We start from the raw sequence: 22,889 nt of genomic DNA on the forward strand, positions 1-22,889 counted from the left end.
GAACACCTCCTCGTGCACGCCGAGCACCGTCTCGCACACCCCCCACTCGGTCCACACGTCGAGCTGCCGCTCGGGGTGGTTGCCCAGGTGCGGGTAGGCGGCCAGCGCGGCCCGGGTGTGGCCGGGCATGTCGATCTCGGGGACGACGGTGACGCCCCGTTCGGCGGCGTACGCGACCAGGTGGCGCAGTTCGGCCTTGGTGTAGGCGCCCTGGTGGGGCAGGTCGTCGTAGCGGGCGGAGCCCGCGTGGCCGACCATGCTGCGGGCGCGGCGGGAGCCGATCTCGGTGAGGCGGGGGTAGGCGTCCACCGGCAGCCGCCAGCCCTGGTCGTCGGTGAGGTGCAGGTGCAGCACGTTGAGCTTGTGCAGCGCGATCCGGTCGACGGTGGCGAGCAGGCGCTCCAGCGGCTGGAAGTGCCGGGCGGTGTCGACCATGAACCCGCGCCAGGGGTGCCGGGGCCGGTCGGTGATCCGGACGGCGGGCAGGCTCCACACGACGCCGGGCACGGGCCGCGGTGACAGTGCCTCGGGGGGCAGCAGCAGTCGCAGGGTCTGGACGGCGTGTCGCAGGCCGGCGGGCCGGGCGGCGTGCAGGGTCACCTGGAACGGGTCGACGGTCAGCCGGTACCCCTCGTCCCCGAGCTCCCGCTCGGCGGGGTCGAGGGTCAGCACGACCGTTCCGGCCGCACCGGGGGCGAGCGGCAGCCCGGTGGCGGGGCCGAGCAACGTGCGCAGCAGGTCGGCGACTTGAGCGGCGTCGCCGTCCGCACGGACGGTGGTCCGCTCGGTGAAGGTGAACCGTCCGGCGGTGCGGACGAGGTCGACCGGGGTCGGGAGGATCACGGGGAGGATCTTCTTCTTCCGGGGTAGGTGGCGGGTGGGCGGCAGGGCTTGACGGAGCGTCAGGGGGCCGGGCTCAGCCCTTGACGGCGCCGGCGGTCATGCCGGAGGTGACCTTGTTCTGCAGGACGAGGAAGACCAGCAGGACGGGGAGCATGAAGAGCGAGGAGGCGGCCATCGTGGCGCCCCAGTCGGTGCCGAACACGTTGGCGAAGGAGGAGAGCCAGACCGGCAGGGTGCGGGCGTCCTGGTTCTTGATGATCAGGGTGTTGGCGAACGCGAACTCGTTCCAGGCCGTGATGAAGCCGAACAGCGAGGTGGAGAGCAGGCCGGGGGCGAGCAGCGGCAGCGTCACCCGGCGGAACGCCCCGGCCCGGCTGCAGCCGTCCACCTGGGCGGACTCCTCCAGTTCGACCGGGATGGCGGCGAGGAACCCGCGCAGCGTGACGATGGTGAACGGCAGGGTGGTCATGAAGTAGACCAGCGTCAGCATCGACAGGCTGTCGAGCAGGTCGGTGTCCCGGGCGATCACGTACATCGGGATCAGCAGCGCCTCCCAGGGCGCCATCTGGGCGATGAACACCGTCAGGATGAACGCCCGCCGGCCGCGCCAGCGCATCCGGCCGACCGCGAAGGCCGCGAGCAGCGCCACCACCAGGGAGAGCAGCACGGCCCCGCCGGTGACCATCAGGCTGTTGCGCCAGAAGGTGCCGAAGCCGTCCGCGTCCACCGCGGTGCGGAAGTGGTCGAGGGTGGGGGTGCAGCGGGAGGAAGGAGGGGGTGTCGGCCTGGATGTCGGCGGTGGGCTTGAGGGCGGTGATCGCCATCCAGTAGACCGGGAACGCCGAGACGGCGAGGACGGCCAGGGCGGCGGCGTTGAGCGGGATCCGGCGCAGGGTGCGGCGGGCGGCCAGGGCGTTCACAGCGCCTCTCCTTCCTGGCGGAACATCCGGCGCAGGTTGAAGACCAGGGCGCCGGCGAGGATGAGGACGGTGAGCGTGGACACGGCCGAGCCGAGGTCGTACTTGTGCAGGGACTGGGCGATCTGGAAGGCGTAGACCGGCAGCGTGGTGGTCGCGTTCGACGGGCCGCCCTGGCTGATCACCCAGATCTGGGCGAAGCACTTGAAGCACCAGATCACCTCCAGCGAGGTGACCAGGGCGAACAGCGGCCGCAGGACGGGGAAGGTGACGAGGCGGAAGGTCTGCCAGGATCCGGCACCGTCGAGCCGGGCCGCCTCGTACAGCTCGGCGGGGATGGTGGTGAGGCCGCCGTACAGGGTGAGGGCGGCGAACGGCACGGACTGCCAGACAATGAGCCCGACCAGGATCGCGTAGGTCGAGCCGCCGTGGGCGAACCAGGCGTAGTCGCGGAAGCCGTGGAACCCCAGGGCGTCGAGTGACCAGTTGACCACTCCGAAGCGGGACTGGAAGAGCCACTGGAAGATGGTGGTGGCGGCGATGACCGGGGTGGCCCAGGTGAGGACGAGGCCGCTCATCACCGCGAGGCGCATCCGCCGGCCGAGCCTGGCCAGCATCAGGGCGATCAGGGTGCCGAACAGCATGATGAGCGCGGTGTTGAGCGCCGTCCACCCCAGGGTGCGGCGCACCACCGTCCAGAAGTCCGGGTCGGCCAGCACCCGGGTGTAGTTGGCGAGGCCGACGAACTCGGCTCCGCCGTGGATGAGTTCGGCCATCCTGAAGTGCTGGAACGACATCAGGAGGTTCCGGACCAGCGGGTAGAGCAGCAGGAACGCCGTGCCCACCAGCGTCGGGGCGATCAGCAGGTACGGCCAGGCCGCGGCGAGTGCCCCGCGCCTCCCGCGGGTGCGCGGCGGCCGGCGGTGACCTGGGCGGGCGGGGGTGCGGCCGCAGGTACGGCCTCGGGTGCGGTGAGCACGGCGTGACTCCCGTTCTCGGAGTGCTCTGCGGGGGTCAGTTGGAGCTGTTGAGGGCCTTGGTGACGGCCTCGGAGGCGGCCTTGCCCGCCGTGGCCGGGTCGGCGCCGGTGAGCACCTGGGTCATGTACTGCTTGATCGGGTTGTTCGCCTCGACCACCGCCCAGTTGGGGGAGTTGGGTGGTGGCGTGCCCGTTGACGGCGCCGGCGGCCATCGCCGAGGCGCCCTCGTTGCCGGCCAGGGCGGTGGCGAGCGAGGTCCGGTTCGGGACGTAGCTCATCTCCTTGGCCATGTCGGTCTGCCACTTGTCACCGGCCAGCGCCTTGACCACTTCGTACGCCGCGTCCTGGTGCCGGGAGGACTCGGGGATGACCAGGTCGGAGCCGCCGGTGAAGACCGCGCCGGGCTTGGCGGCGGTCTTGCCGGGGATCGGGAAGAAGCCGAGCTTGTCCTTGAGCGCCGGGTTGGCCTTGAGGATGGCCGCGGCGCCGCCGGGGGTGGAGATGACCTGCGCGCTCTTGCCCTTGGCGAAGACCTCGGCCTGCAGCGGCTTGGCCTCGTCGGAGTCCTTGGGGCCGCTGCCGAGCGCCTGGAGCTGCTGGTAGAACGCCAGGCCGGCCTTGGCCTGCGGGGTGTCCAGCGCGCCGGCCCACTTGCCGTCCGCGCCCTTGACGGCGAGGTCGCCGCCCTCGTCCCAGATGAAGCCGGCCAGCGCGTACCAGGTCTGGCCGGAGAGGTAGATGCCGTCGTTCCCACCGGAGTTGAGCTTGGTGGTGTCGGCGATCCACTCCTCGCGGGTCTTCGGCGGGGTGGTGATCCCGGCCTGGGCGAAAAGGTCCTTGTTGTAGATGACGACCCGGTTGGCCGCGTACCACGGGATGCCGTACTGCTTGCCGTCGATCTTGCCGGGCTCGGCGAGACCGGGGATCCAGTCGGCGCCCCTGAGGTCGGCGGTCTTGTCGCTGAGGTCCTTGACGCCGCCGCTGGCCGCGTACTGGGCGACCTGGGTGTTGCCGACCTCGATGACGTCCGGCGCGTCCTTGCTGGCCAGCGCACTGGTGATCTTCTGGCCGATGCCGTCCCACTCCTGGATCTGGACGTCCAGGGTGGTGCCCGCGTGGCCCGCCTCGAAGTCGGCCTTGAACCGCTGGAGGAAGCCGTCGGTCACGCTGTCCCGCATGATCCACACGGTCAGCTTCGACGGCGTCGCCGCCGTGGAGCCGCCGTCGGAGCCAGAGGAGGAACAGCCGACCAGGGTGGCCGTGCCAAGCAGGAGGGCGACCGCGGAGCGCAGGGTGGTCGGAAGAGCGGTGGGTCTCACGTTGGTGCCGCCTTGGGGGAGGAGTGAGAGCGGTCTGCTGGAGTGACCACTCTCGACGTTTCTTTACCAGTCGGACCAACTGGTCTGGCCGGTGGTATGAGAAGGTCGCACAGCCCCGACACTCCGTCAAGGCCTCCGTTTCGGCCCACAGGCGGCCTTCAACTGCGGAAAGATCCAGCTCCTGGCCCCTCCGGGGAGACCCTTCGGTAACTGGTCACCTCGGCGAACTGGTCTGGTATGGTCTGACCAGTCAGTGACGCACCGATGAAGGACGGGATCCGCGATGGCCACAGGCACGGGATTGAAGAGGGAAAACGTCCGGGAGTACCTACGCGAACTTGCCGAGTCGCTGGCCCCCGGCGACCCGATCCCCTCCGAACGCACCCTCTGCGCCCAACTCGGCGTCTCCCGCCCGACCCTGCGGGCAGCCGTCGACGAACTGGTCGCCGAGGGCCTGCTGACCAGGGAGCACGGCCGGGGCATGTTCGTCGCCCTCGCCAAGATCGTCCAGGAGCTGACCCCCGCCGGCGGCAGCGCCCCGTCCTTCAGCGTCCCCCGCCCCTCCGGCACCTGGACCAGCCAGGTCCTCGAGTTCGCCACGCTGCCGGCCGGCGCCCGCGATCGCCCGGAAACTGCGCCTCTCCCCCGCCGCCGAGATCCTCCAGATCGCGCTCCTGCGCCTGGTGGACGGCGAGCCGATGGCGATCGAGCACCTCCACATCCCCGCCGACTGGCCCCCGGCCTCTCCCCCGCCGCCCTGGAGAGCGGGGACTTCTACGAACTCCTCGCCGCCCACGGGGTCCGCGTCCGCGAAGCCGTCCAGGCCATCGAACCGACCGTGGTCAGCGACCGCGAGGCCCGCGTGCTCTCCGTCCCGGCCCTCTCCCCCGCCCTGCGCTTCGAACGCCTCACCACCGACGACACCGGCCGCCCCCGTCGAATACGTCCACTCCCTCTACCGCGGCGACCGCTACCGCATCGTCTCCCGCATCGCCCTCGCCGACCCCTCCCCCCGCCTCCTCCGACGACACCCGCCACCACCCCGGCATCCCCCCCGGCGACCTCACCACCCGCGGCACCGGGCACACCGTCACCACGGGGGACATCCAGCCGGTGCTGTGAGCCCGCGCCGTGAGACGGCTGTGACGGGGGCCACCGCGTTCCGCCGCCGGATCCGACCGTGCGTGGCCGTGTCCTCGCGGTGGGTGGACGATGTGCTCGCCGTCACCGTCCCGGCGGGGTGACGGCGGCCACATCGGGTCCTGGAACGATCTTCCGGCGGGCTCGCCCAGCCCTTGGAATCGGGGGTGCGGGCTCGGCCGTACCTTCGGTAACGCCGCCCTGAGCTGCGATTTCGGCGAAATGCTTGTCCCAGGCCCCGGTGGCTCGTAGCTTCGTAAGCAGTGCACAGCGCACTTCCCGGGTTCACCGCCCGCGGCCCCCGCCCCTTGAGGCGGCCAGGCACACGCGGCGAAGGTGACCGGGGCGGCCCACCACACCCCCCGTGTGAACAGCCGCCCGCTGCGTGAGACATCTCGGAGCACCACCCACTGTTCGGGGCCGCTCCGTACTGTCCGCCTGGGGTTTTCCGAGAGGATCTGCATGACCTTCCGTCACGAGACCACCGCCACCACCACCGCCACCGTCAAGCGCAACCGCCTGCGGATGGTCCTGATGGGCGGCGCTGTGGCCGCCCTTCCGGTTGCGGGCCTCGTCACGGCCACCTCGGCCTCCGCCGCGTCCTCCTCCACCTGGGACTCGGTCGCCCAGTGCGAGAGCACCGGCAACTGGAACATCAACACCGGCAACGGGTTCTCCGGCGGCCTGCAGTTCACCCCGAGCACCTGGGCCGCCTACGGCGGCACCCAGTACGCCTCCTCCGCCGCCCAGGCCACCAAGGGCCAGCAGATCGCCGTCGCCGAGAAGGTCCTCGCCTCCCAGGGCCCCGGCGCCTGGCCGGTCTGCTCCGTCAAGGCCGGCCTCACCAAGGGCGGCGCCGCCCCGCAGGTCGACACCTCCGCCACCAGCGCCCCGGCGAAGTCCACCAAGCAGGCCGACCAGAGCACCAAGGCCGCGCCCAAGAACGACACCCAGGCCGCCTCGCGCGGCACCGAGCGCAAGCCCGTCGAGAAGTCCGCCCCGGCCGCCGCGGCCGCCCCGGTGCAGAAGAGCACGGGTGGCAGCTACACCGTCAAGAGCGGCGACACCCTCGGCGCCATCGCCGCCGCCCACGGCGTCAACCTCACCACCCTGTACAGCAACAACGCCCAGGTCATCGGCGGCGACATCGACATGATCCTGCCCGGCCAGGTCCTCAGCATCTGACCCACGGTCAGAACCGGCAGACCACGAAGCCTCCTTCCACGGACCCAGGTCCGTGGAAGGAGGCTTCGTCGTACCCGAGTACCCGACAGCACGTACCGGCGACGCCATCGCCTGTCGCTCGGCTCGGCGCAGCTCGTAGGCGGGTGCGGTTGCGCGCGTTGTCGAACGCGTCGGTGAGCGCGTGCGAGCCGGCGCGGCGGCCGCGCCAGAGCTCCGGATCAGCTGTACAGCTCGAATCCGGGGTGGTCGAGCCAGGCGGCGAACGCCTCGCGGTCGCAGACGTGCCGGTACCAGGTGTCGCCGTCCTCGGTGAGGTACGGGACTTCCCAGACACCTCCGGGCAGCGAGGCGGCCACGGCCCGGGCGTCGGCGAGCTGGGCTTCGTCGTCCCGGTCGTCGTAGGGACCCGACCCGAGCAGGTAACAGACGTCGATCAACGCGTCGTGGCGTTGCGCGAGGAACAGCGCCAGGTGGCCCAGCACGACCTGATTGGCCCGCCCGCGGCCGACCGCGTGCAGCCACGCCACCTCGGCCGGCGGCACGAGGCCCTGCGGGAGCGCGGCGTCGACGAGATCGTCGGGATCGGGCGCCTCGGGCCACCCGTAGTCCACTGAGTGGACATCCGTCAGGTCGAAGCCCGGCAGGCCCAGCGGAGCCGGATCGCGAACGAGGATCACCGGAGCCGGTTTCTCACCGCACGACGGGCTGACGCCGCAGAAATCGCGGAGCCAGGGCTCGCAGTCCCACGGATCGGTCCGCTCCCTCAACCACAGACCGACAACCGGCTGGTCGCCCACCACGTCCCCCTTCCGATTCCACCTCCGCCCCAGTCTGGTCGGCCAACGGCCGTACACGCCAGCGGATTCCGGCTGCCGCCTCGCCCACCGACAGGCCGCCGCGGCCACGGCCACGGTGAGACCGACCACCGCCTGAGGAGCACGGTCGGCCCCACCGCCCCGCCCTGGTGCACCGGAGCCCGCTGCCGGCAACGTCCGCAGCCCGAAACAGCAGCCGCCCGGGACGCACGGCTGGCGGGTGTCACGCCTTGGCGACGACGGCGCCCTGGTCGCGGAGACTGCGAGCGGTACCGGTCTTCTTGCCGTCGCTGTCGTCGTTCACCGCGGTGCCGAACGGCCGGCCCTCGCTCTGCCGTCGTGGTCCGGGGTCATGGCCGGCGGGCTCACCGCCTGGTGGGCCGCCGGGTCACCGTGGCGCACCGGCCGTGTCCGCGGCACGGTCCGCCACGGCGCTCCGTTCAGCGCGCGGGGCGGTACGTCGCGATGATCACCCCGCTGCTGGTCGGCTGGGCACTCACCAGCTGAAGCTTCGTCAGCGCGCCGTCGTCGGCGAACAGCCGCTTGCGGCCCCCGCCGGCCACCACCGGGTGAATGAGCAGCACCAGCTCGTCCAGCAGGTCCAGCTCCAGCAGCGAACGCACCAGCGTCGGGCTGCCCGCGACCGTGATGTCCTTGCCCTCGCCCGCCTTGAGCTCGTTGACCGCAGCCACCAGGGCACCCTTGACCAGGGTGCTGTTCGCCCAGTCCTCGACGCTGTCCAGGGTCGAGGAGACGACGTACTTGGGCGAGTCGTTGATCCACTTGGCGAAGCCGGCGTCCTCGCCACTGGTCACCGTCGGCCAGTACCCGGCCCACTCGGTGAACGTCACCCGGCCCAGCAGGATCGTGTCGGCCGACTCCAGCGTGCCGGCCAACGCCGCGCCCATCTCCTCGTCGAACGCGAACTGCCACTCGTTCGGCGACTGGGCGACACCGTCGAGCGAGACGAACAGACCCGAGACGACCTTGCGCATGATTCCTCCACGATGAACTCGGGGCCCACAGCCCGCCCTCGGCGAGGGGAGCTGGACCCCGTTCCGGCTACGTCCTGAACACTAGGCGGGCACCGCGGGCGAGGTCTTGTACAGAAGCGACAGCGGCTCCGCCGCGTCCCGGACGCCCAACTGCGTGGCCGTCCGCCCGACGTAGCGCTTCAACGACCGTGCCAGGTGCGGCTGGTCGAAGTAACCCAGCAGGTGCACGACCTCCCCCGCCGAGACCCCTTCCCGGATCAGCACGGCCGCCTGCCGGGCGCGGTCGATCTGGCGCACGGCACCCTGGGTCAGGCCGGTCGCCGCGGAGAAGCGCCGCTGCAGGGTGCGGTCGGAGACATCGGGGCGGGCGCCGCCGAGCACGGCCGGCACCACCGGGTCCAAATCCACGATGCCCTCGCGCACCATCCGGAGGACGAACGCCTCGGCGTTGTCGTAGTCGGGCACCCTCCACGACGAGCCCTTCAACCACACCGAACGCCGCGTCACGTCAGCGATCTCCGCGTTGCCGCCGACCAGGGAACTGACCGGAATGTGCGGCATCGAGGTGCCCAACGCGAAGCTGATCCCGAAGAAGGCGGCGTCCCCCGGCACCGGCGCCCACGACGCCTTCTCCTCCGGCCCCAGCACCGCAGCCTGCACCTGGCCCTGGTGCTCCCAGAACACCAGCTCCCAGTGCGACGTCGCCACCGACATCATCCGACCGGCGCCCTCACTGCGACTGCGCCACACCCGCTCCACGTACACCGACTCCGACGGCCGGCTCTCGATCACCAAACCCAACCCAACCACCCCAACCCACCCGGCCCCGACAACCCGCCCCGTCCACCACAACTCTGACACCCCCACCCGACAACACCCACCCCACCCGAACCACCACCGTCGAGCCCCGCTGCCCGGCCAGGTACCGCACACTCCGAGCACGGCCGGCGACCACCCGCCGAGCCGGCGAGGACTTGCCCTCCCCCCGGCGAGAACGCCACCATCTCCCCACCGGCCCCCACCTCACCACCACCCCGGGTACGACGACGATCCGCAGCAACCCGCTCCAACACCCGGCCCCGACCCCAGGCCCCCCAGCGAAGCCAAGGAGAAGGCACCTGACCCCGCACTCGCTCGCGTTCTACCTGGACGTGATCACATCCGGCACGGTGCTCGGTGCCAAGCCGACGCACACCCCCGAGGAGGTCACCGCGATCCTCGGCCCCGACTTCACGGAGTCCAGCGTCTACGCCGACTCCATGTGGCACGACTACGGACTGGTCGAGTTCTTCTGGCACCGGCAATCACCTGACCACCCCTGGGAAGGCCACCACTTCACCGTCCAGGTGCACCGGCTCGCATCCGGGGCCACCGGCACCGTTCCCACGGCGATCAGCGCGCGGTACGGCCGCTTCGACCGCCACCTGCGCCTCCACCAACTGCAACGGCTGCTCGCCCACCGCCGCACCGTCCTCGAGGAGGTCCCGGACTCCAACGCCCCCGAGTACACGCTGCACTGGCAGCCCACCTCCCACGTGTCCCTCCTCACCTACCGGACTCGCGAAACCTGGGCCCGACGCGGGCGGCCCGCGCGAGGGGACAACAGACACCTTGGCGACGTACAGAAGATCTCGTCCTCGATGCCCCCCGAACAGGTGGCCTGGCACCGCAGCCGATACGGGCCATGAGCACCAGCTCCACCCACCGGCACGGACCCGGCCCGGCATCCCCTCACCCCCCGGATGGCCGCACCAACCCCCGCCCCGCGCGCCGCACTTCGGCACACACGTCTCCGATCGCCGCCACCCCTGCGACCGGCACTGCGCCGCAGCGAAGGGCCTCGACAACCGAGGTGGTGCGGCCGGGACCGCGTGAAGACCGCCGGTGGGGAGCTTCCATGCACGACCAGCTGCGCTTCGCGGACCTCGTCCCGGCCCTGGGCATCAAGCACTGATCCGCCGTCCGACAGCGGCCCGGCTCACCCACGACGGTGACCCTGCGGTGAGGACAGCGGCTCGGGACTTGCCGGCGGCGATCGACGGCCACCCGAGTGAGCTCTGCCGCCGCGTTCGACGGAGTGGCCTCCCTCTGCGCCCGTGCGGCCCGACCAGCCGGGGACGGCCCGAGAACGGGCCCGGAGCCCGATCGCGCCGATGGCCGGACAGCGTGAGATCACGGGGCCATACTGACGACACGTCGCGGCACGCGGGCCGATGTCCGACATCACCGCGGTCGCAGCTGAGTCCGGGACCGCAACGGGGGGCTGACACACACTCATGACGACTTCGAAATCATCCGACGCCGCCTGGCCCGTGAGCCCGTGGCGGGTCCGGGCGGAACGCCGTCGGATCATCCGCGCCCTCGCCCGGCCGGTGGTGGCCGAGGTCGCCCCGAAGGAACTCCCGCTCTTCGAGCGCCGCGCCCGGAGCCACTTCCGCCCCCGCCTGCGGCGCCGTAGGCCTCTGTCCATCGACATCGTGGGGCTGGCGACCGACGTGGTCACGCCCGCGGCGCTGTCGGCGGCCGCCGGAGTGCTCGGGACGATGTCCGCCCAGTGGATGGGCCGGCTGGCCTCGCGCCTCTCGGACCGGGTGAGGCGCCGTCGACGCGGGGCCGACCAGGAGCCGCCCGAGCCCGCCGAACCGGACCTGCCGCCGGAGGCCGAGCCGCCCGCACCCACCGCGGCGGAGCTGGTCCGCTGGCGGCAGGCTGCGCTGTCGGGCGCCCTGCGCCACACGTCCGACCGGCAACGGGCGGAGCAGATCGCCGACTCCGTCCTGGCAGAGCTCGTCGCCGCGTTGGCCGCAGGATCCGCCGACACCCCGGCGATCGGCCCGGGTGCGCCCGGCCCCGCCGACCGCCGGAACCCGGACGGGAATCCGGACGGGGACACCACCGGGAACCGGGATCCGGACGGGGACACCACCGGGAACGGGGGCGGGAACGGCCCAGCGGCGAGCGGGAGCTGACGTGTTCGCCCGGGCCCTCCTCTTCTGCGTCGCCCTGATGAGCGCGGCGGTCACGATCGCCTTCCCCGCCACCACCAGCCGGGAGGACGACGCCGGCATGGCGTACGCCATGTGCTGGCCGGGTGCGGTCAGGCAGTACCAGCTGCAACTGCCGCTCTCCCCCGTCGAACGCGAGATCCTCCGCCTGGCACCGGTCTGGCCACCGCAACAGGTGGCGGGCGAGGACGGACCGGCTCTGCAGCGGTACTTGGCGCAGCACTGCCCCCAACCCCCGGTCCCCCGGGGCGAGTTCCGAGTCGGGCTGGCCCTGGGGATCCTGGGGGTGGGCGGCTTCGTCCTGTACTGGCTCGGCCCGTACTGGCAGATCCTCCGCCACCGCCTGCTGAGGCTGCGCCCGGGGACCGGCTACCGGCCGGACCTCGCGGCGGCGGTGTTCCGGCTGGCGGACGAAGCGGGCGTCACCGTCCACGGGGTCTGGCTGAACCCGGGCGACTACACCTCCAACGCCGTCGCCTTCGGACACTGGGGGCGCCGGCACATCGAGCTCGGCAGCGGCATGGAGCGCCGGTTCGACGAGGCCCCGGACACCTTCGAGGTGGTCGTCCGTCACGAACTGGGCCACATCCGCCACCGCGACCTCGACGTCACCCAGGGCATCGGCGCGCTGTGGGGGGCCTTCCTCGTCCTGCTCGTCGCCGCCCTCGGCTTCGCCGTGTCGGGTGACGCCGGGGACGGCGGGTACCTCGGGCAGCTCTCCTTCCACCTGGCCGTGCTGGCCGGTCTGGTGTACGCCGCCCGCAACGCCTTCCTCCAGTCCAGGGAACTGCACGCCGACACGTTCGCCGTCCACGGCCACGACACCCGTTCAGGGCGGAGGGCGGGATTGCAGCGCAGCCTCGACGCCTTCTTCACCGACCTGGCCGCCGGACGCGACGGCGGCGGTCTGCCGTTCGGCACCCACCCTGCCCTCCCCCGCCGCCGGGCCGCCCTGCGCCACCCCGCCCTCGCCGGCGAACTCAGCTTCTGGGACGCCGCGTTGACCGGCTGCGTCGCCCTGCTGGCCGTCAATCTGCTGCTGGGCGACAGCTTCGAGCTGATGCTGACCGGGGGGCGCCTGGGCTTCCTGGAGATCGACACGCTGCGCCCGGTCTACACCTGGCTGGCTCTCCCCCTCCTCCTGCCCGCCGGGGCCGTCCTCGGGACCGGCATCCGCCGCACGGTCGGCGCCTGGGGCGGCGGCCGCGCCGGGACGGGGCGGCTGGCACTGATCGCCCTGGGCATGTTCGCGGGGCTCTACGCCGGGTGCGCACTCCACCCGAGCCAGCCGTACGGGAGCCGCTCCGCCCAGTTGCACAGCATGTGGTGGCGTCCGCTCACCGACACCGCCTTGCTCGGCCTCGCGCTGACAGCGGTCCTCTCGGTCCTGGCGCTCGCCCTGTTCGCCCTCGCCCACGACACGCTGCGCGGGCCACGAGCCGCGTCCTGGCCGGTGGGTGCGTACGGCGTGCTCGTCACGGCCACCTGGTTCCCGACGGCCCTTCCGGGCGGAAGCACGCCGTACCTCCGAGGCGCGGTGATCGCGGGCGCCGTGCTCGCCGGCGTGCTCCTGGTGTTCCGACGCCGCCAACCCGAACGGGCGTCCGCACCAACGCCGTTGCTCCCGCCGGACGGCACGACCCGGACAGAGGCGCCGTCCGTGACGGGCCCTCGACTCCTGCTCGCCCACGCCGTGACGGCCGCCACCGCAGCGGGCACCGTCGCCGCGGCGTCCCACCTCCTGGAGCAACCCCCCGACTCGCCGCTCGCCTTGGTCGCCGGTTCCGGGCTGATCTGCTCCGCAGGCGCCTTGGCGGGAGCGGCAGCCGCCCCGCACGACGCCGAGTTCCGGCGCCGCGTCCGGTACGCCACGGTCTGCCTCGGTGTCGGCACGGTCGCCGCCCTGCTGAGCGCTCCGGGGAACGCCGGGCTCGCCCTCCTGCTCGGCGCAGCCGCAACCGGCCTCGCGGTGACCGGCCGCCTCACGGCGTCGACCGTCTACGCCTTCCGCCACCACCACCGACCGGCACCGACCACCGCCCCGCCCGAGGCCGCCCCCCTGCCCCGCCCGGCCGCCCCGCAGAACGAGCCGACGGCCCGTCCCCGGCGCACCGGAGGACGCCACCGCTGACCGGCCCCACGAGCGGCCGCTGCTCCGGCATCAGGTGCACGCCCACCGCGTCGGCCGCCGGCCGCCGGTGGTCAGTTCAGTTCGGGTGCTGTGAAGGGTCTCGCCGTCCGTCGCGGAGGTGATGGCGGCCTCGGCCGAGTAGCGGCCATCCGCCGACTTCGCGAGCGCCACCTCCGGATCGAAGGCCACGGCGGCGGACCTGCCCACCGAGGGTGACACCGACGCGCGGGGAGCGGCGGGTCCGGAGTCGGCCGGCCCGCCGCACGCGGTCAGCAGGGCGGCCAGCGCGAGCGTCGAAGCGGTGAACAGGTGGCGGCGGTGCAGGACCCGCACGGGATTCCCCCAGGTGAGACGTGGTGCAAGGAGCGCCGAAGCTTCTCACACCACCCTCCGCTCCCCGCACATCGGGCGCCCCCTACAGCACCTCGGCACCCCGTCGACGGCGGACGTGACCTGCAGCCCAGGAGTGACGGACCGTCACCGTGCCGACCGGAGCGCACTGGTGACCGTCACCTCTCCTCCCGAGCGTGGAGCGTGTCAGCGACCCCCTTGCCCAGGTCGGCGAGGAACGCGTCGTGGGCATCACCCAGTTCGCGCTGGACCAGCTGCGCGCTGCGGTCCCGCAACCTGCGCAGCCAGCGCTCCCGCACCGGGTACCAGAACAGCGCCTGCACGGCGAGCACGACCACGAACCCCACCAGCCAGACGAGCAGGCCGGCCAGCACCGCACCGCCGTAAGCACCTGAGCCGTCGTCCGGCGGGCTCGTGTCGTCTGCCGCCGCCCCCGTCCGCGACAGCCAGGCTGCCAGGCCCACGACCGTGCAGAGCGCCATCCAGCCGGAGATCACGACCGCCGGGAAGCCCATCAGCGCCGGGACAAGGTTGCCCTCCTGCTCGGGCCCGGGTATCCGGTCGGCCACCCACCGGGCCTCCTCGCCGTGTGCGGTACGGAAGTCCGGTCCCTCCGTGAGCTCGGTGAGGTCCTGCGGGAGTCCGCGGTCGACGACCTCGCGGGCCAGGGCGGTGAGCGGGTGGTCGAGCTCGCCGTCCCGCAGCGGCCTCCTGGCGCGGTGGATCGCCGCCCATCCGGTGGCCACGGTGTCGTAGCGGCTCCGGCCGTGGGCGAGCAGGGTCGCCGGGTACAGCGCCCCCGTACGCTCGTCCAGTTCCGCCAGTGCCCGGGCGAGCGCCCGGTCGGCGCGCCGCCAGGCCAGGAACGCCCAGAGGTTCGCGAGGACGGCGACCACGACGGTGCTGACGACGAAGGCACTGACGCTCCACCACTGCATGACCTGGCCTCAGTCCTCGGAACGGGGCGCGGCGGTTGCCGCCGCAGTCATGCCCGGCCGGTGGGTCGCGAAAACTCGGCCCTGGGAGCCGCCCGGAGGCACCCACCCGCGGCCCGCGGCAATCCGGCCGCCACTCGCCGGGACACTGTCGCCGAAGCCCTCACGCGTTCACCCGGCACCGGCTCCCGACCGAAGTGATCGGGAGCCGGTGCCGCGGTCGAGGATGTCCTGCAGCGCCCGCTGCCCCCGTGAGGGACGCGTGGGCGCGTGGCTCGATGCCCGGTCAGTCGCAGTCGCGGCAGATCGGCTGGTCGTTCTTGAAGCGCGCCAGTCGGCTGCGGTGGTGCACCAGGAAGCAGCTGCTGCAGGTGAACTCGTCGCTCATCATCGGCTGAACGGCGACGGTGAGCTCCTCACCGGAGAGGTCTGCTCCGGGGAGTTCCACACCATCGGCGGACTCGAGAACGTCGAGGGCGTCGATGCTGGAGCCCGACTTGTCGCTCCGGTGGGCCTTCAGCTCCTCGATGCTGTCGGTCGAGCTGTCGTCGTCGCCCTTGCGCGGAGCGTCGTAGTCGGTTGCCACAAAGGAGTCCTCATCGTCTGAAGGCACTGGCACGGGCATGGGCGGATTCGCCGAACCGCCTCCCGGCCCGCGCCGGTTCCGGTGCTGAATGGTGTGCGGAGTGTAACCGAGGTGTACCGGGTGCAAGGACACATCACCCACATCCGGGCAGTCGCCAGGCCCGGCCACCGGCAACTCCTGTCCCGCCGCGACCAGCTGACGACCCCACACTCAGCGGACCAGATCCGTCACCGGCCGCGACACGGATCGCCCAACGGCAGACCGCCCGGTTTCGGCCTTGACCAGCCGCTCAGGACTGGAACACCCATTCGTGGGAGCAGGTGGCCCGGCGCTTCCCGGAGGTGTTCTTGCCGTCCTGGTCCGTGATGAGGCCGTAGCACTCTCCGACCTCCAACGTGCTCAGCTCCGACCCGGGGGCCGAGGAGTTGTGCACCGTTGTGCACTTGGTACACCAGCCGGACCGGGCAGAACACCAACGCCGGCACGGCCAGTGACGTGGCGAGCAGGCCCCTTCGGTGCGGGGTCCACAGCGCGGCCACGGCGAACCCGACCGCCACGACGCAGATCAGCGGCACCCGCCGCGGTGGCCTCGGCCTGAGTCCGGGCGCGGGCAGCTTCGCGGGTGTCGGCAGGACCTCTGCGGACCTGACCCGGCGTGCGGGCCTGGTGGTGGAGGACGACGCGGCGATCCGACGCTCGCCGGAGCGCGGGCTGCGGCAGCGACTCCGAGTGGCAGGCCACCTACCGCCGCTGGCGCCAACCCGTCGAGCGCGCAGTGGCCCGGCTGGGAACGACGGCTCGGCCTCCACGCCGCACTCCCCCCTGCTGATGGAAGGTCAGCAGCCAGGGCTCGCAACCGTGTTACGGGCTCCGAGGCTCTCGCTGAAACACGTTTGAGTGGCTCCCGCAGTGTGCCTGAAGCGCGGGTGAGGCCTACCGGATACCCTCCGCGTTCAAGATCGTGGCCATGCGGAACGGCCCGGTGCCGTTCCTCCGTACATGGCCGCCGGCCGAGGGCCCGGCGGCGGACGAACGGGAGTCACACATGCGCACGTGGATGAGCCGAAGGACGGCCGCCGTCCTGACGACGGGGGCGGCGGCGATCACGAGTCTGGTCACCGCCTTGCCGGCGCAGGCCGTCATCGGGGGCACCGAGTCCACCCAGCCGTACTCGTTCATGGTCTCGCTCCAGTACGACGCCCCCCGCCCGGACGGCCACCGCTGCGGGGCCGTGCTCATCGCTCCGCAGTGGGCGGTGACGGCGGGGCACTGCGCCAGCACCCCGACGGGCTCGAAGGCGGGCGTGCCCCGCGGCTGGAAGGTCCGCGTCGGCTCGCTGGACGTCACCAACGGCGGCGAGGTCACCGAGGTCGACAGGTTCTACCGGCGTACGGCCGCGTACGATCCCCCGGGCGAGGACATCGCGCTGCTGCACCTGGGCACCCCCGTACGGGCCAAGCCCGTGCGGCTGTCCGCGACCACGCCCGTTGCCGGGACGCCCGCCCGCATCCTCGGCTGGGGGCAGGCTTCGGACAGCTGCGACGATTTCAACGACCCCGTGTGCTTCCCCAGCAGGCTCCGCGAGGCCGACACCGAGGTCCTGCCGATGGAGGAGTGCTGGGACGGTACCGATACCGCTTCGCTGCTGTGCATCGGCCGCACCACTCCCCCGCTCGGCCCCGGGACGACGGACTCCGGAGGCCCTGCCCTGGTCCGGGAGGGCGACGAGTGGGTGCTGGCGGGAACGGTCGTCGGCGCCGGCAACAAGAACTCCTACTTCCCCGGCCTCTACGCCGACGTCGCACCCAACTCCGCCTGGATCAACGGCATCGTGACCGGGACCGACGTGCCGCCGCTCGATCCGATCCCGAACGTGGAGGGCGCGGCCAAGGTCGGCAACTGCCTGGGCTCCGTGGTCCGTCCGCCCACCGCCCGCCCCAAGGACCCGGCGCTGGTGCTGACCAACGGCCACTGCGTGCCGAGCGGCCGGCCCGCGCCGGGAACGGCGCTGGTGGACCGGCCGGCCGACCTGAAGGACCCGGTCACCATCAACGACCCCGCCGGCTACCCCCGGGCAAGCGCCCGCGCGACCCGACTGGTGTACGCGACGATGTCGGGCACGGACATCGCGCTGTACCGGCTGGACAAGACCTACGCGCAGCTGGCCGCGGAGGGCGCGAAGGTCTTCCGGCTGTCCACCACCCCGATGCGCAAGGGCGACCGGCTGACCATGGCCTACAACTTCAACCGTCCGTCGTGCACGGTGGAGGCCGTGGTGCCGCACCTGCGGGAGGCCGGCTACCAACAGGACAACGCGGTGCGCTACGCCACCACCGGCAACTGCGCCAGCAGGGCCGGCCACTCCGGCAGCGCACTGCTGGCGTCCGACGGCGAGACCGTCGTGGGCATCAACAACACCCACAACGAGGACGGCGAGCAGTGCACCGAGAACAACCCCTGCGAGGTCGGCCGGGACGGATCGGTGACCTCGGTGCAGGGCCGCAGCTACGGCCAGCAGGTCCATCAGATCGCCGCCTGCCTCACCACCGGCTCCCGGTTGAAGCTCACCCGACCGGACTGCGCCCTGACCGGTGGCGCAGCAGCACCTCGCTAGGCCGTCCCTGCGGGTGCTCGCCGGTCGAGCCGCGGTGACGGGTGCGGTGCCCGGCCCGCGGTCGGGGTCGGGCACCTGCCGGGTTCACGCGTCGGCGACCGCCCGCTCCAGCCGGCGGCGGCGTCGGCGTCGACGCGGATCCTGCCGAGTCCTCAAGAGCAGCTGCGAACGCGGAGGCGGAGGACAACACCGGGCACGCTCGCCCCGGTCGGTCCCCGAGCCCTGCACATGCCTGAGGTCGGGGAACCGCACGTCGATGTCGTCCCGCGGCCGGTGACGAGGGCGCCCTACCGCCGGGGCGGCGGCGCGGAGTCCGGCACCCCCGCGTAGTCGGGCAGGTCGACGCCGTTGATCGCGCGGGTGAGCAGGTCGGCGAACCAGGCGCCGGAGAAGTCGGGGAGCGGCTCGGCGTCCGGCCCGCGGACCTCGCGGGTGCGGGCGTTCAGGCGGCCGATCTCCTGGTTCGCCTCGACGAACGGACGCATCAGCGTCTCGTAGCGGGCGAAACCCGCCGCCGGGTCCCACCCGGCGGCGGCCAGCTCTCCGGCCAGCACGTAGGCACCGACCAGTGCCAGCCCCGTGCCCTGCCCGGACATCGGTGAGGAGCAGAACGCCGCATCGCCCAGCAGCCCGACCCGCCCGTTCGACCAACGGTCCATCACCACCTGGGCCACCTGGTCGAGGTAGAAGTCCGGGGTGTCGTCCACGTGGGCGAGGATCTCCGGGGCCAGCCAGCCCAGGCCGGCCATCCGCTCGCGCAGCAGACGCTTCTGCGCCGCCACGTCACGGTGGTCGACGTCGAAGTCACCGGCGGCGGAGTAGAACATCGCCATCGCCCGGGTCGCGTCCTGGATCGGCCGCAGCAGGACCGAGCGTCCGGACGCCTGGTCCTGGTACTCCAGCAGCCAGCGGTCCAGGCCGAATTCGTTCGGCACGCTGTAGAACGCCAGCACGTGGCCGAGGGGGCGCAGGAAGCGCTCGTGCGGCCCGAAGGCCATCGCCCGCAGCTCCGAGTAGGGCCCGTCGGCCCCGATCACCAGCTCGAAGCGCCGCCGGGCACCGCCCGCGAAGACCACGTCGACTCCGTCGGCGTCCTGGGCGAGCGAGGCGATCCGGTCGCCGAAGACGTACTCGACGCCGTCGCGGGTGTCCTCGTGGAGCACCCGGGACAGGTCCCCGCGCAGGATCTCGATGTCCGCGATGAACCCGTCACCGCCGTCGTCCTCCGCCCGGACGGTCTGCAGCACCCGCCCGTGCTCGTCCACGGTGTGCGCGCCGGCGGTGTCGGTGCACGCGGCGCGGACCGCCGCGTCCAACCCCATCCGCCGGATGGCCTCCTTGGCGATCCCGCGCGCGTCCACCGCCTGACCGCCGGGACGCAGACCCGGGGCCCGTTCCACCACCGTCACCTCGGCCCCGCGCCGGTGCAGCCAGTGGGCCAGTGCGGGCCCCGCGATGCCCGCCCCCGCCACCAGTAGCCTGGGCGCGCCCGCCCGCGCCCGCTGCCCTGCGGTGCGGACCGTGGACCGCGGCCCGAAGTCGTCGACGCCCATTCACTGCCTCCGTGTGCTTCCTCGTGCGCCGGGTCGCCCCCGGCACGGGCCCACCGCTCTCGATGGGTCCGGAGTGTCGACTGCGGAACCGCGCACGACTCATCGGTACGGCCGACATTACGTCCCGTGGACGTCCGGTTGGGCGTGTTGGCGGCCCTCGACGGCGATGCGCGGCAGCAGGCGGCCGAGGCGCGCCGGGAGCCACCAGTTGGCGCGGCCCAGCAGGACCATGCTGGTGGGGACCAGGAGGCCGCGGACGACGGTGGCGTCCAGGGCCACCGCGGTGGCCAGGCCGATGCCGAACATCTTCACCACGGGATCGCCCGAGAGCAGGTAGCCCAGGAAGACGCTGACCATGATCAGGGCGGCCGAGGTGATGACGCCGGCCGTCCGGGTCAGGCCTTGGACGACGGCCGCGCGGTCGTCCAGGCCTTGGAGGTGGGCCTCGCGGACGGCGGTCAGCAGGAAGACCTCGTAGTCCATCGACAGGCCGAACAGCACGGCGAACATCAGCAGCGGTACGTACCCGGGCACCGGCACCGCCGCGTCCAGCCCCGTCAGCGCCCGCCCCCACCCCCAGGGGAACACCGCCGTCAGCACCCCGTACGCGGCGCCGACCGAGACCAGGTTCAGCAGCACGGCCTTCACCGCCACCACCGGCGCGCGGAACGCCAGCAGCAGCAGGAGTGCGGCGGTGGCCAGGACGAACCCGGCCACCCGGGGCAGCCGGTCGGCGATCCGCTGGTTGAGGTCGGCCTGCGCGGCGGGCACGCCGCCGACGTGGGTGACCCAGCCGGTGCCCGCGGTCACGGACGGAAGCGTCCCGGCCCGAAGCCGGTGGACGAGGCCGGCCGTCGCGGGGTCGGCGGCCGCGCTCGTCGGGGTGACCTTCCAGCGGACGTCCAGTCCGCCGGGCGCGACGGCGGGCCCGGCGACCGCCGCCACCCCGGGTGTGCGCCGCAACGCCTCGGTGACGGTGGCGAGCCCAGGCCCGGCCGGTCCCATGGCGGAGACGGAGTCGGAGGCGGAGGCAGGGGCGGGCAGGGTGGCCGTCACCAGCAGGGCGGCCTCGGCTCCCGGTCCGAAGGCGCCGGCCAGGCGGTCGTGGGCGGTACGGCTCATCGTGCCGGGGGCGTGGTGGGAGCCGTCCAGCTGACCGAACGTCAACTGCAGTGCGGGAGCCGCGAGGAGGGCCATCAGGGCGAGGCCCGCCAACAGCGGGCGCCAGGGCCGGGCGGTGACGAGCTCGGCGATCCGCCGCCAACCCCTCGTCCGGCGCCGGTCACCCGCCCCGACGGGAGGGCGCTCGGCGCTCAGCCAGGGTCCGAGCAGGACCAGCAGGGCCGGCAGCAGGGTGAGGTTGACGGCGACGGCGGTCAGGACCGCGAGGGCGGGAGCCAGCGCGAGCGCGTACAACAGCGGCAGGCCGCCGAGGGCCAGCCCCGCCAGCGCCGCCACCACCGCGCATCCGGCGAAGGCCACGGCACGCCCCGACCCTGTGGTCGTCGCCAACGCCGCCGGGCCCACCTCGACGCCGGCGCCGCGCAGTTCGCGGAACCTGGTGAGGCTGAAGAGGGTGTAGTCGATGCCCACCCCCAGGCCGATCATCGCGGCGATCGTGGTGCCGGCGGAGGGGACGTCCACCACGTGTCCGACCAGCCCCAGCAGCGAGAGCGACACCGCGAGCCCGGCCAGACCGGTCAGCAGCGGCAGGACGGCGGCGGCCGGGCGGCGGAAGGCAAGGGCCAGCACGACCAGGGCCGCGGCCATCCCCACCAGTTCGCTGCGGTGGGTCGAGCCCTTGTCGGCCGCGGCCGCGAGGCCACCGCCGGGGGTGACCTCGATGCCGGCGGCTTCGGCCGGGGCCGCGGCCGCGAGCAGCGAACGGGTCAGCTCGGGCGTCAACCCGCGTGCGCTCACGTCGAGTTCGACCGTGAGGTAGGCGGTGCGTCCGTCGGCGCTCATCCGCGCCCGGCCCTCGTCCCCGTAGGGCAGGCCGACGTCGAGCACGTGCGGGACCAGGGCCATCGCGCGGGCCGCCGCCCGGACCGCCTCGGCGGACGGCCCCGAGCCGAGCGGCGGCCGGTCCGGCGGTACGTGCAGCACCACCGGCTGACTGCCGGAGGGCGCCTCGGGGAAGGAACGGGCGGCGAGGTCGTGGGCGGCCTGGCTGTCGCTGCCCGGGATGGTGACGGTCTCGGAGGTGGCGCTGCCGAGGAGCGTCACGGCGGCGAGCGCGGCGGCGATCAGGAGCAGCCAGCCGGTCAGGACCGTTCCGGGTCTGCGGACGCACCAGCGTCCGGTGAGGGTGAGCATGCCGGGCGCCTCTCGCATGGCCTGGGGCGGCGGGTCCCCGGGAAACGACACTTGCACTCCGAGTGCAATCGAGAGGCTTGCACTCGGAGTGCAATAATGTCAACGCGAGACGAGGAGAGGAGCCCCGTGGAACGCACCGAGCCCGCGAAGCCCACCCAGCCCACCGTCAACGGCCGGACCGCGCGCGGCGAACAGACCCGCGAGAGGATCGCCGACGCGGTGCTGTCCCTGCTCGACGAAGGCCGCACCACCTTCCCCGCCGACCAGGTCGCCGCGCGCGCCGGCGTCTCCCGCCGCCTGGTCTTCCACCACTTCGCCGATCTCGCCCACCTCACCGGCGTCGCCATCACCCGCCGCCTGGACCAGCTGATGGCACAGGTCGGCCCCCTGCCGACCACGGGCCCCCGGGACGTACGCATCGCCGAACTGGTCGCCCAGCGCGCCCGCATCCTCGAGGGCCTCACCCCCACCCGGCTCGCCGTCATGCGCCTGGAGAACCCGTCCCCGCAGATCGACGAAGCCGTCCGCCTGATGCTCGACTTCGCCCGCCAACGCCTGTCCGAGGTCTTCGCGACCGAGCTCGACCCCCTCACCCGGGCCCGTCGCACCGACCTGCTCCACGCCCTGGACGCCGCCACCACCTGGACCACCTGGCACCACTGGCGCAGCTCCGGCCTCGGCACCGCAGCCGCCGCCCGCACGATGGCCACGACCGTCCACGCGCTCCTGAGCGCCGCGGCACCGGACTGACACCCTCACGGGCACGTGACGGTCGGTCAGCAGGTCGAGTGGAACAGCGCGCCGGTCGGGCGGGTCTCGGCGAGGCGGTTGTAGAGGTCGAGGGCGGCACGGGTGTCGGCGACGTGCACCTCCGCACCGGCGGCCGCGAGGAGCTCCAGGGTGGCCGGGGCGATCCGCAGGACCCGGTCCATCCCGAGGGTCAGGACGACCACCTCGGCGCCCTGGTCAAGGAGCTCCTGGGCGTCGCCGGGCTGGACACCCGCTGCGTGGCGGGTGCCGTGCACGCTCCAGTCCCAGGCATGCCCCCCACCCGGGTACAGCACGAAGTCCTTCCCGGGGGCGAGGCCCTCGACCTCCATCCGGCCCCACTCCAGGTGCGTGATCCGCGGCGCTCGGCGGGCCCCTGTCGAACCGTCAGCATCGTTCATGCGCACGATTCTCACAGGCGTCAGGGTGCAGCGAA

General features: G+C 72.7%; 18 protein-coding genes and 3 pseudogenes. 7 read left to right on the forward strand and 14 right to left on the reverse strand.

The window, feature by feature from the left end:
* The 4 genes and pseudogenes from ABD946_RS17485 to ABD946_RS17500 form a co-directional block, all read right to left on the reverse strand.
* Nucleotides 1-843, reverse strand: an 843-nt coding sequence (locus tag ABD946_RS17485; protein ID WP_345284590.1) for a beta-N-acetylhexosaminidase, incomplete at its 3' end; no start/stop codon positions are given.
* Between the two features lie 73 nt (nt 844-916).
* Nucleotides 917-1,667, reverse strand: a pseudogene (locus tag ABD946_RS17490) (carbohydrate ABC transporter permease).
* A 92-nt stretch (nt 1,668-1,759) separates the two neighbouring features.
* Nucleotides 1,760-2,608: a carbohydrate ABC transporter permease gene (locus ABD946_RS17495; RefSeq protein ID WP_425558646.1), complete on the reverse strand. Its 849-nt coding sequence runs from the start codon at nt 2,606-2,608 to the stop codon at nt 1,760-1,762.
* Nucleotides 2,609-2,774: 166 nt separating this feature from the next.
* A pseudogene (locus ABD946_RS17500) lies at nt 2,775-4,059 on the reverse strand (extracellular solute-binding protein).
* Between the two features lie 283 nt (nt 4,060-4,342).
* On the opposite strand from ABD946_RS17500, the pseudogene ABD946_RS17505 reads away from it, so the two are divergent.
* Together ABD946_RS17505 and ABD946_RS17510 are read left to right on the forward strand one after the other, a co-directional pair.
* Nucleotides 4,343-5,181 (forward strand): annotated as a pseudogene (locus tag ABD946_RS17505) (GntR family transcriptional regulator).
* A 480-nt stretch (nt 5,182-5,661) separates the two neighbouring features.
* Complete coding sequence (locus ABD946_RS17510) at nt 5,662-6,384, forward strand: transglycosylase family protein (protein ID WP_345284592.1); 723 nt, start codon at nt 5,662-5,664, stop codon at nt 6,382-6,384.
* Nucleotides 6,385-6,602: 218 nt separating this feature from the next.
* Here ABD946_RS17510 and ABD946_RS17515 read toward each other — a convergent pair whose 3' ends face one another.
* From ABD946_RS17515 to ABD946_RS17525, 3 genes are all read right to left on the reverse strand, one after another.
* On the reverse strand, nt 6,603-7,181 hold the full coding sequence (locus ABD946_RS17515; RefSeq protein WP_345284594.1) for a DUF6368 family protein: 579 nt from the start codon (nt 7,179-7,181) through the stop codon (nt 6,603-6,605).
* 458 nt (nt 7,182-7,639) lie between these two features.
* Nucleotides 7,640-8,194 (reverse strand): dihydrofolate reductase family protein, encoded by a 555-nt coding sequence (locus ABD946_RS17520; RefSeq protein ID WP_345284596.1) that lies wholly within the window; start codon nt 8,192-8,194, stop codon nt 7,640-7,642.
* Nucleotides 8,195-8,275: 81 nt separating this feature from the next.
* The gene (locus ABD946_RS17525) at nt 8,276-8,986 is read right to left on the reverse strand and encodes a helix-turn-helix domain-containing protein (RefSeq protein ID WP_345284598.1); all 711 of its coding nucleotides are present in this window, start codon (nt 8,984-8,986) and stop codon (nt 8,276-8,278) included.
* Between the two features lie 359 nt (nt 8,987-9,345).
* On the opposite strand from ABD946_RS17525, the gene ABD946_RS17530 reads away from it, so the two are divergent.
* The 3 genes from ABD946_RS17530 (at nt 9,346) to ABD946_RS17540 (ending at nt 13,330) form a co-directional block, all read left to right on the forward strand.
* Nucleotides 9,346-9,882, forward strand: coding sequence for a hypothetical protein (locus ABD946_RS17530; protein ID WP_345284600.1), 537 nt, complete (start codon nt 9,346-9,348; stop codon nt 9,880-9,882).
* 624 nt (nt 9,883-10,506) lie between these two features.
* The gene (locus tag ABD946_RS17535) at nt 10,507-11,163 is read left to right on the forward strand and encodes a hypothetical protein (RefSeq protein ID WP_345284602.1); all 657 of its coding nucleotides are present in this window, start codon (nt 10,507-10,509) and stop codon (nt 11,161-11,163) included.
* A 1-nt stretch (nt 11,164) separates the two neighbouring features.
* Nucleotides 11,165-13,330 carry a M48 family metalloprotease gene (locus ABD946_RS17540; protein ID WP_345284604.1) on the forward strand — a complete coding sequence of 722 codons (2,166 nt, stop codon included), beginning with the start codon at nt 11,165-11,167 and terminating at the stop codon, nt 13,328-13,330.
* Between the two features lie 30 nt (nt 13,331-13,360).
* On the opposite strand, the gene ABD946_RS17545 is transcribed toward ABD946_RS17540, so the two are convergent.
* From ABD946_RS17545 to ABD946_RS17560, 4 genes are all read right to left on the reverse strand, one after another.
* Nucleotides 13,361-13,663 carry a hypothetical protein gene (locus ABD946_RS17545; RefSeq protein ID WP_345284606.1) on the reverse strand — a complete coding sequence of 101 codons (303 nt, stop codon included), beginning with the start codon at nt 13,661-13,663 and terminating at the stop codon, nt 13,361-13,363.
* 176 nt (nt 13,664-13,839) lie between these two features.
* Nucleotides 13,840-14,619 (reverse strand): DUF1761 domain-containing protein, encoded by a 780-nt coding sequence (locus ABD946_RS17550; protein ID WP_345284608.1) that lies wholly within the window; start codon nt 14,617-14,619, stop codon nt 13,840-13,842.
* Between the two features lie 283 nt (nt 14,620-14,902).
* The gene (locus ABD946_RS17555; protein WP_345284610.1) at nt 14,903-15,202 is read right to left on the reverse strand and encodes a DUF4193 domain-containing protein; all 300 of its coding nucleotides are present in this window, start codon (nt 15,200-15,202) and stop codon (nt 14,903-14,905) included.
* A gap of 289 nt (nt 15,203-15,491) precedes the next feature.
* The gene (locus tag ABD946_RS17560) at nt 15,492-15,635 is read right to left on the reverse strand and encodes a hypothetical protein (protein WP_345284612.1); all 144 of its coding nucleotides are present in this window, start codon (nt 15,633-15,635) and stop codon (nt 15,492-15,494) included.
* Nucleotides 15,636-16,259: 624 nt separating this feature from the next.
* On the opposite strand from ABD946_RS17560, the gene ABD946_RS17565 reads away from it, so the two are divergent.
* Nucleotides 16,260-17,816: a trypsin-like serine protease gene (locus tag ABD946_RS17565; RefSeq protein ID WP_345284614.1), complete on the forward strand. Its 1,557-nt coding sequence runs from the start codon at nt 16,260-16,262 to the stop codon at nt 17,814-17,816.
* Between the two features lie 287 nt (nt 17,817-18,103).
* Here the strand turns inward: ABD946_RS17565 and ABD946_RS17570 are convergent, their stop codons facing one another.
* Entirely contained in the window at nt 18,104-19,369 is a 1,266-nt protein-coding gene (locus tag ABD946_RS17570; protein WP_345284616.1) for an FAD-dependent monooxygenase, read from the reverse strand.
* Between the two features lie 117 nt (nt 19,370-19,486).
* Nucleotides 19,487-21,685: an MMPL family transporter gene (locus ABD946_RS17575; RefSeq protein WP_345284618.1), complete on the reverse strand. Its 2,199-nt coding sequence runs from the start codon at nt 21,683-21,685 to the stop codon at nt 19,487-19,489.
* Nucleotides 21,686-21,811: 126 nt separating this feature from the next.
* Between ABD946_RS17575 and ABD946_RS17580 the strand changes: the two genes are divergently transcribed.
* Nucleotides 21,812-22,435, forward strand: coding sequence for a TetR/AcrR family transcriptional regulator (locus ABD946_RS17580; RefSeq protein WP_345284621.1), 624 nt, complete (start codon nt 21,812-21,814; stop codon nt 22,433-22,435).
* 26 nt (nt 22,436-22,461) lie between these two features.
* Here the strand turns inward: ABD946_RS17580 and ABD946_RS17585 are convergent, their stop codons facing one another.
* A complete protein-coding gene (locus tag ABD946_RS17585; RefSeq protein ID WP_345284623.1) occupies nt 22,462-22,854 on the reverse strand; it encodes an Mth938-like domain-containing protein in 393 nt (130 codons plus the stop codon).
* Between the last annotated feature and the right edge of the window lie 35 nt (nt 22,855-22,889).

Source organism: Kitasatospora albolonga, assembly GCF_039535905.1.
Taxonomy (GTDB): domain Bacteria; phylum Actinomycetota; class Actinomycetes; order Streptomycetales; family Streptomycetaceae; genus Kitasatospora; species Kitasatospora albolonga.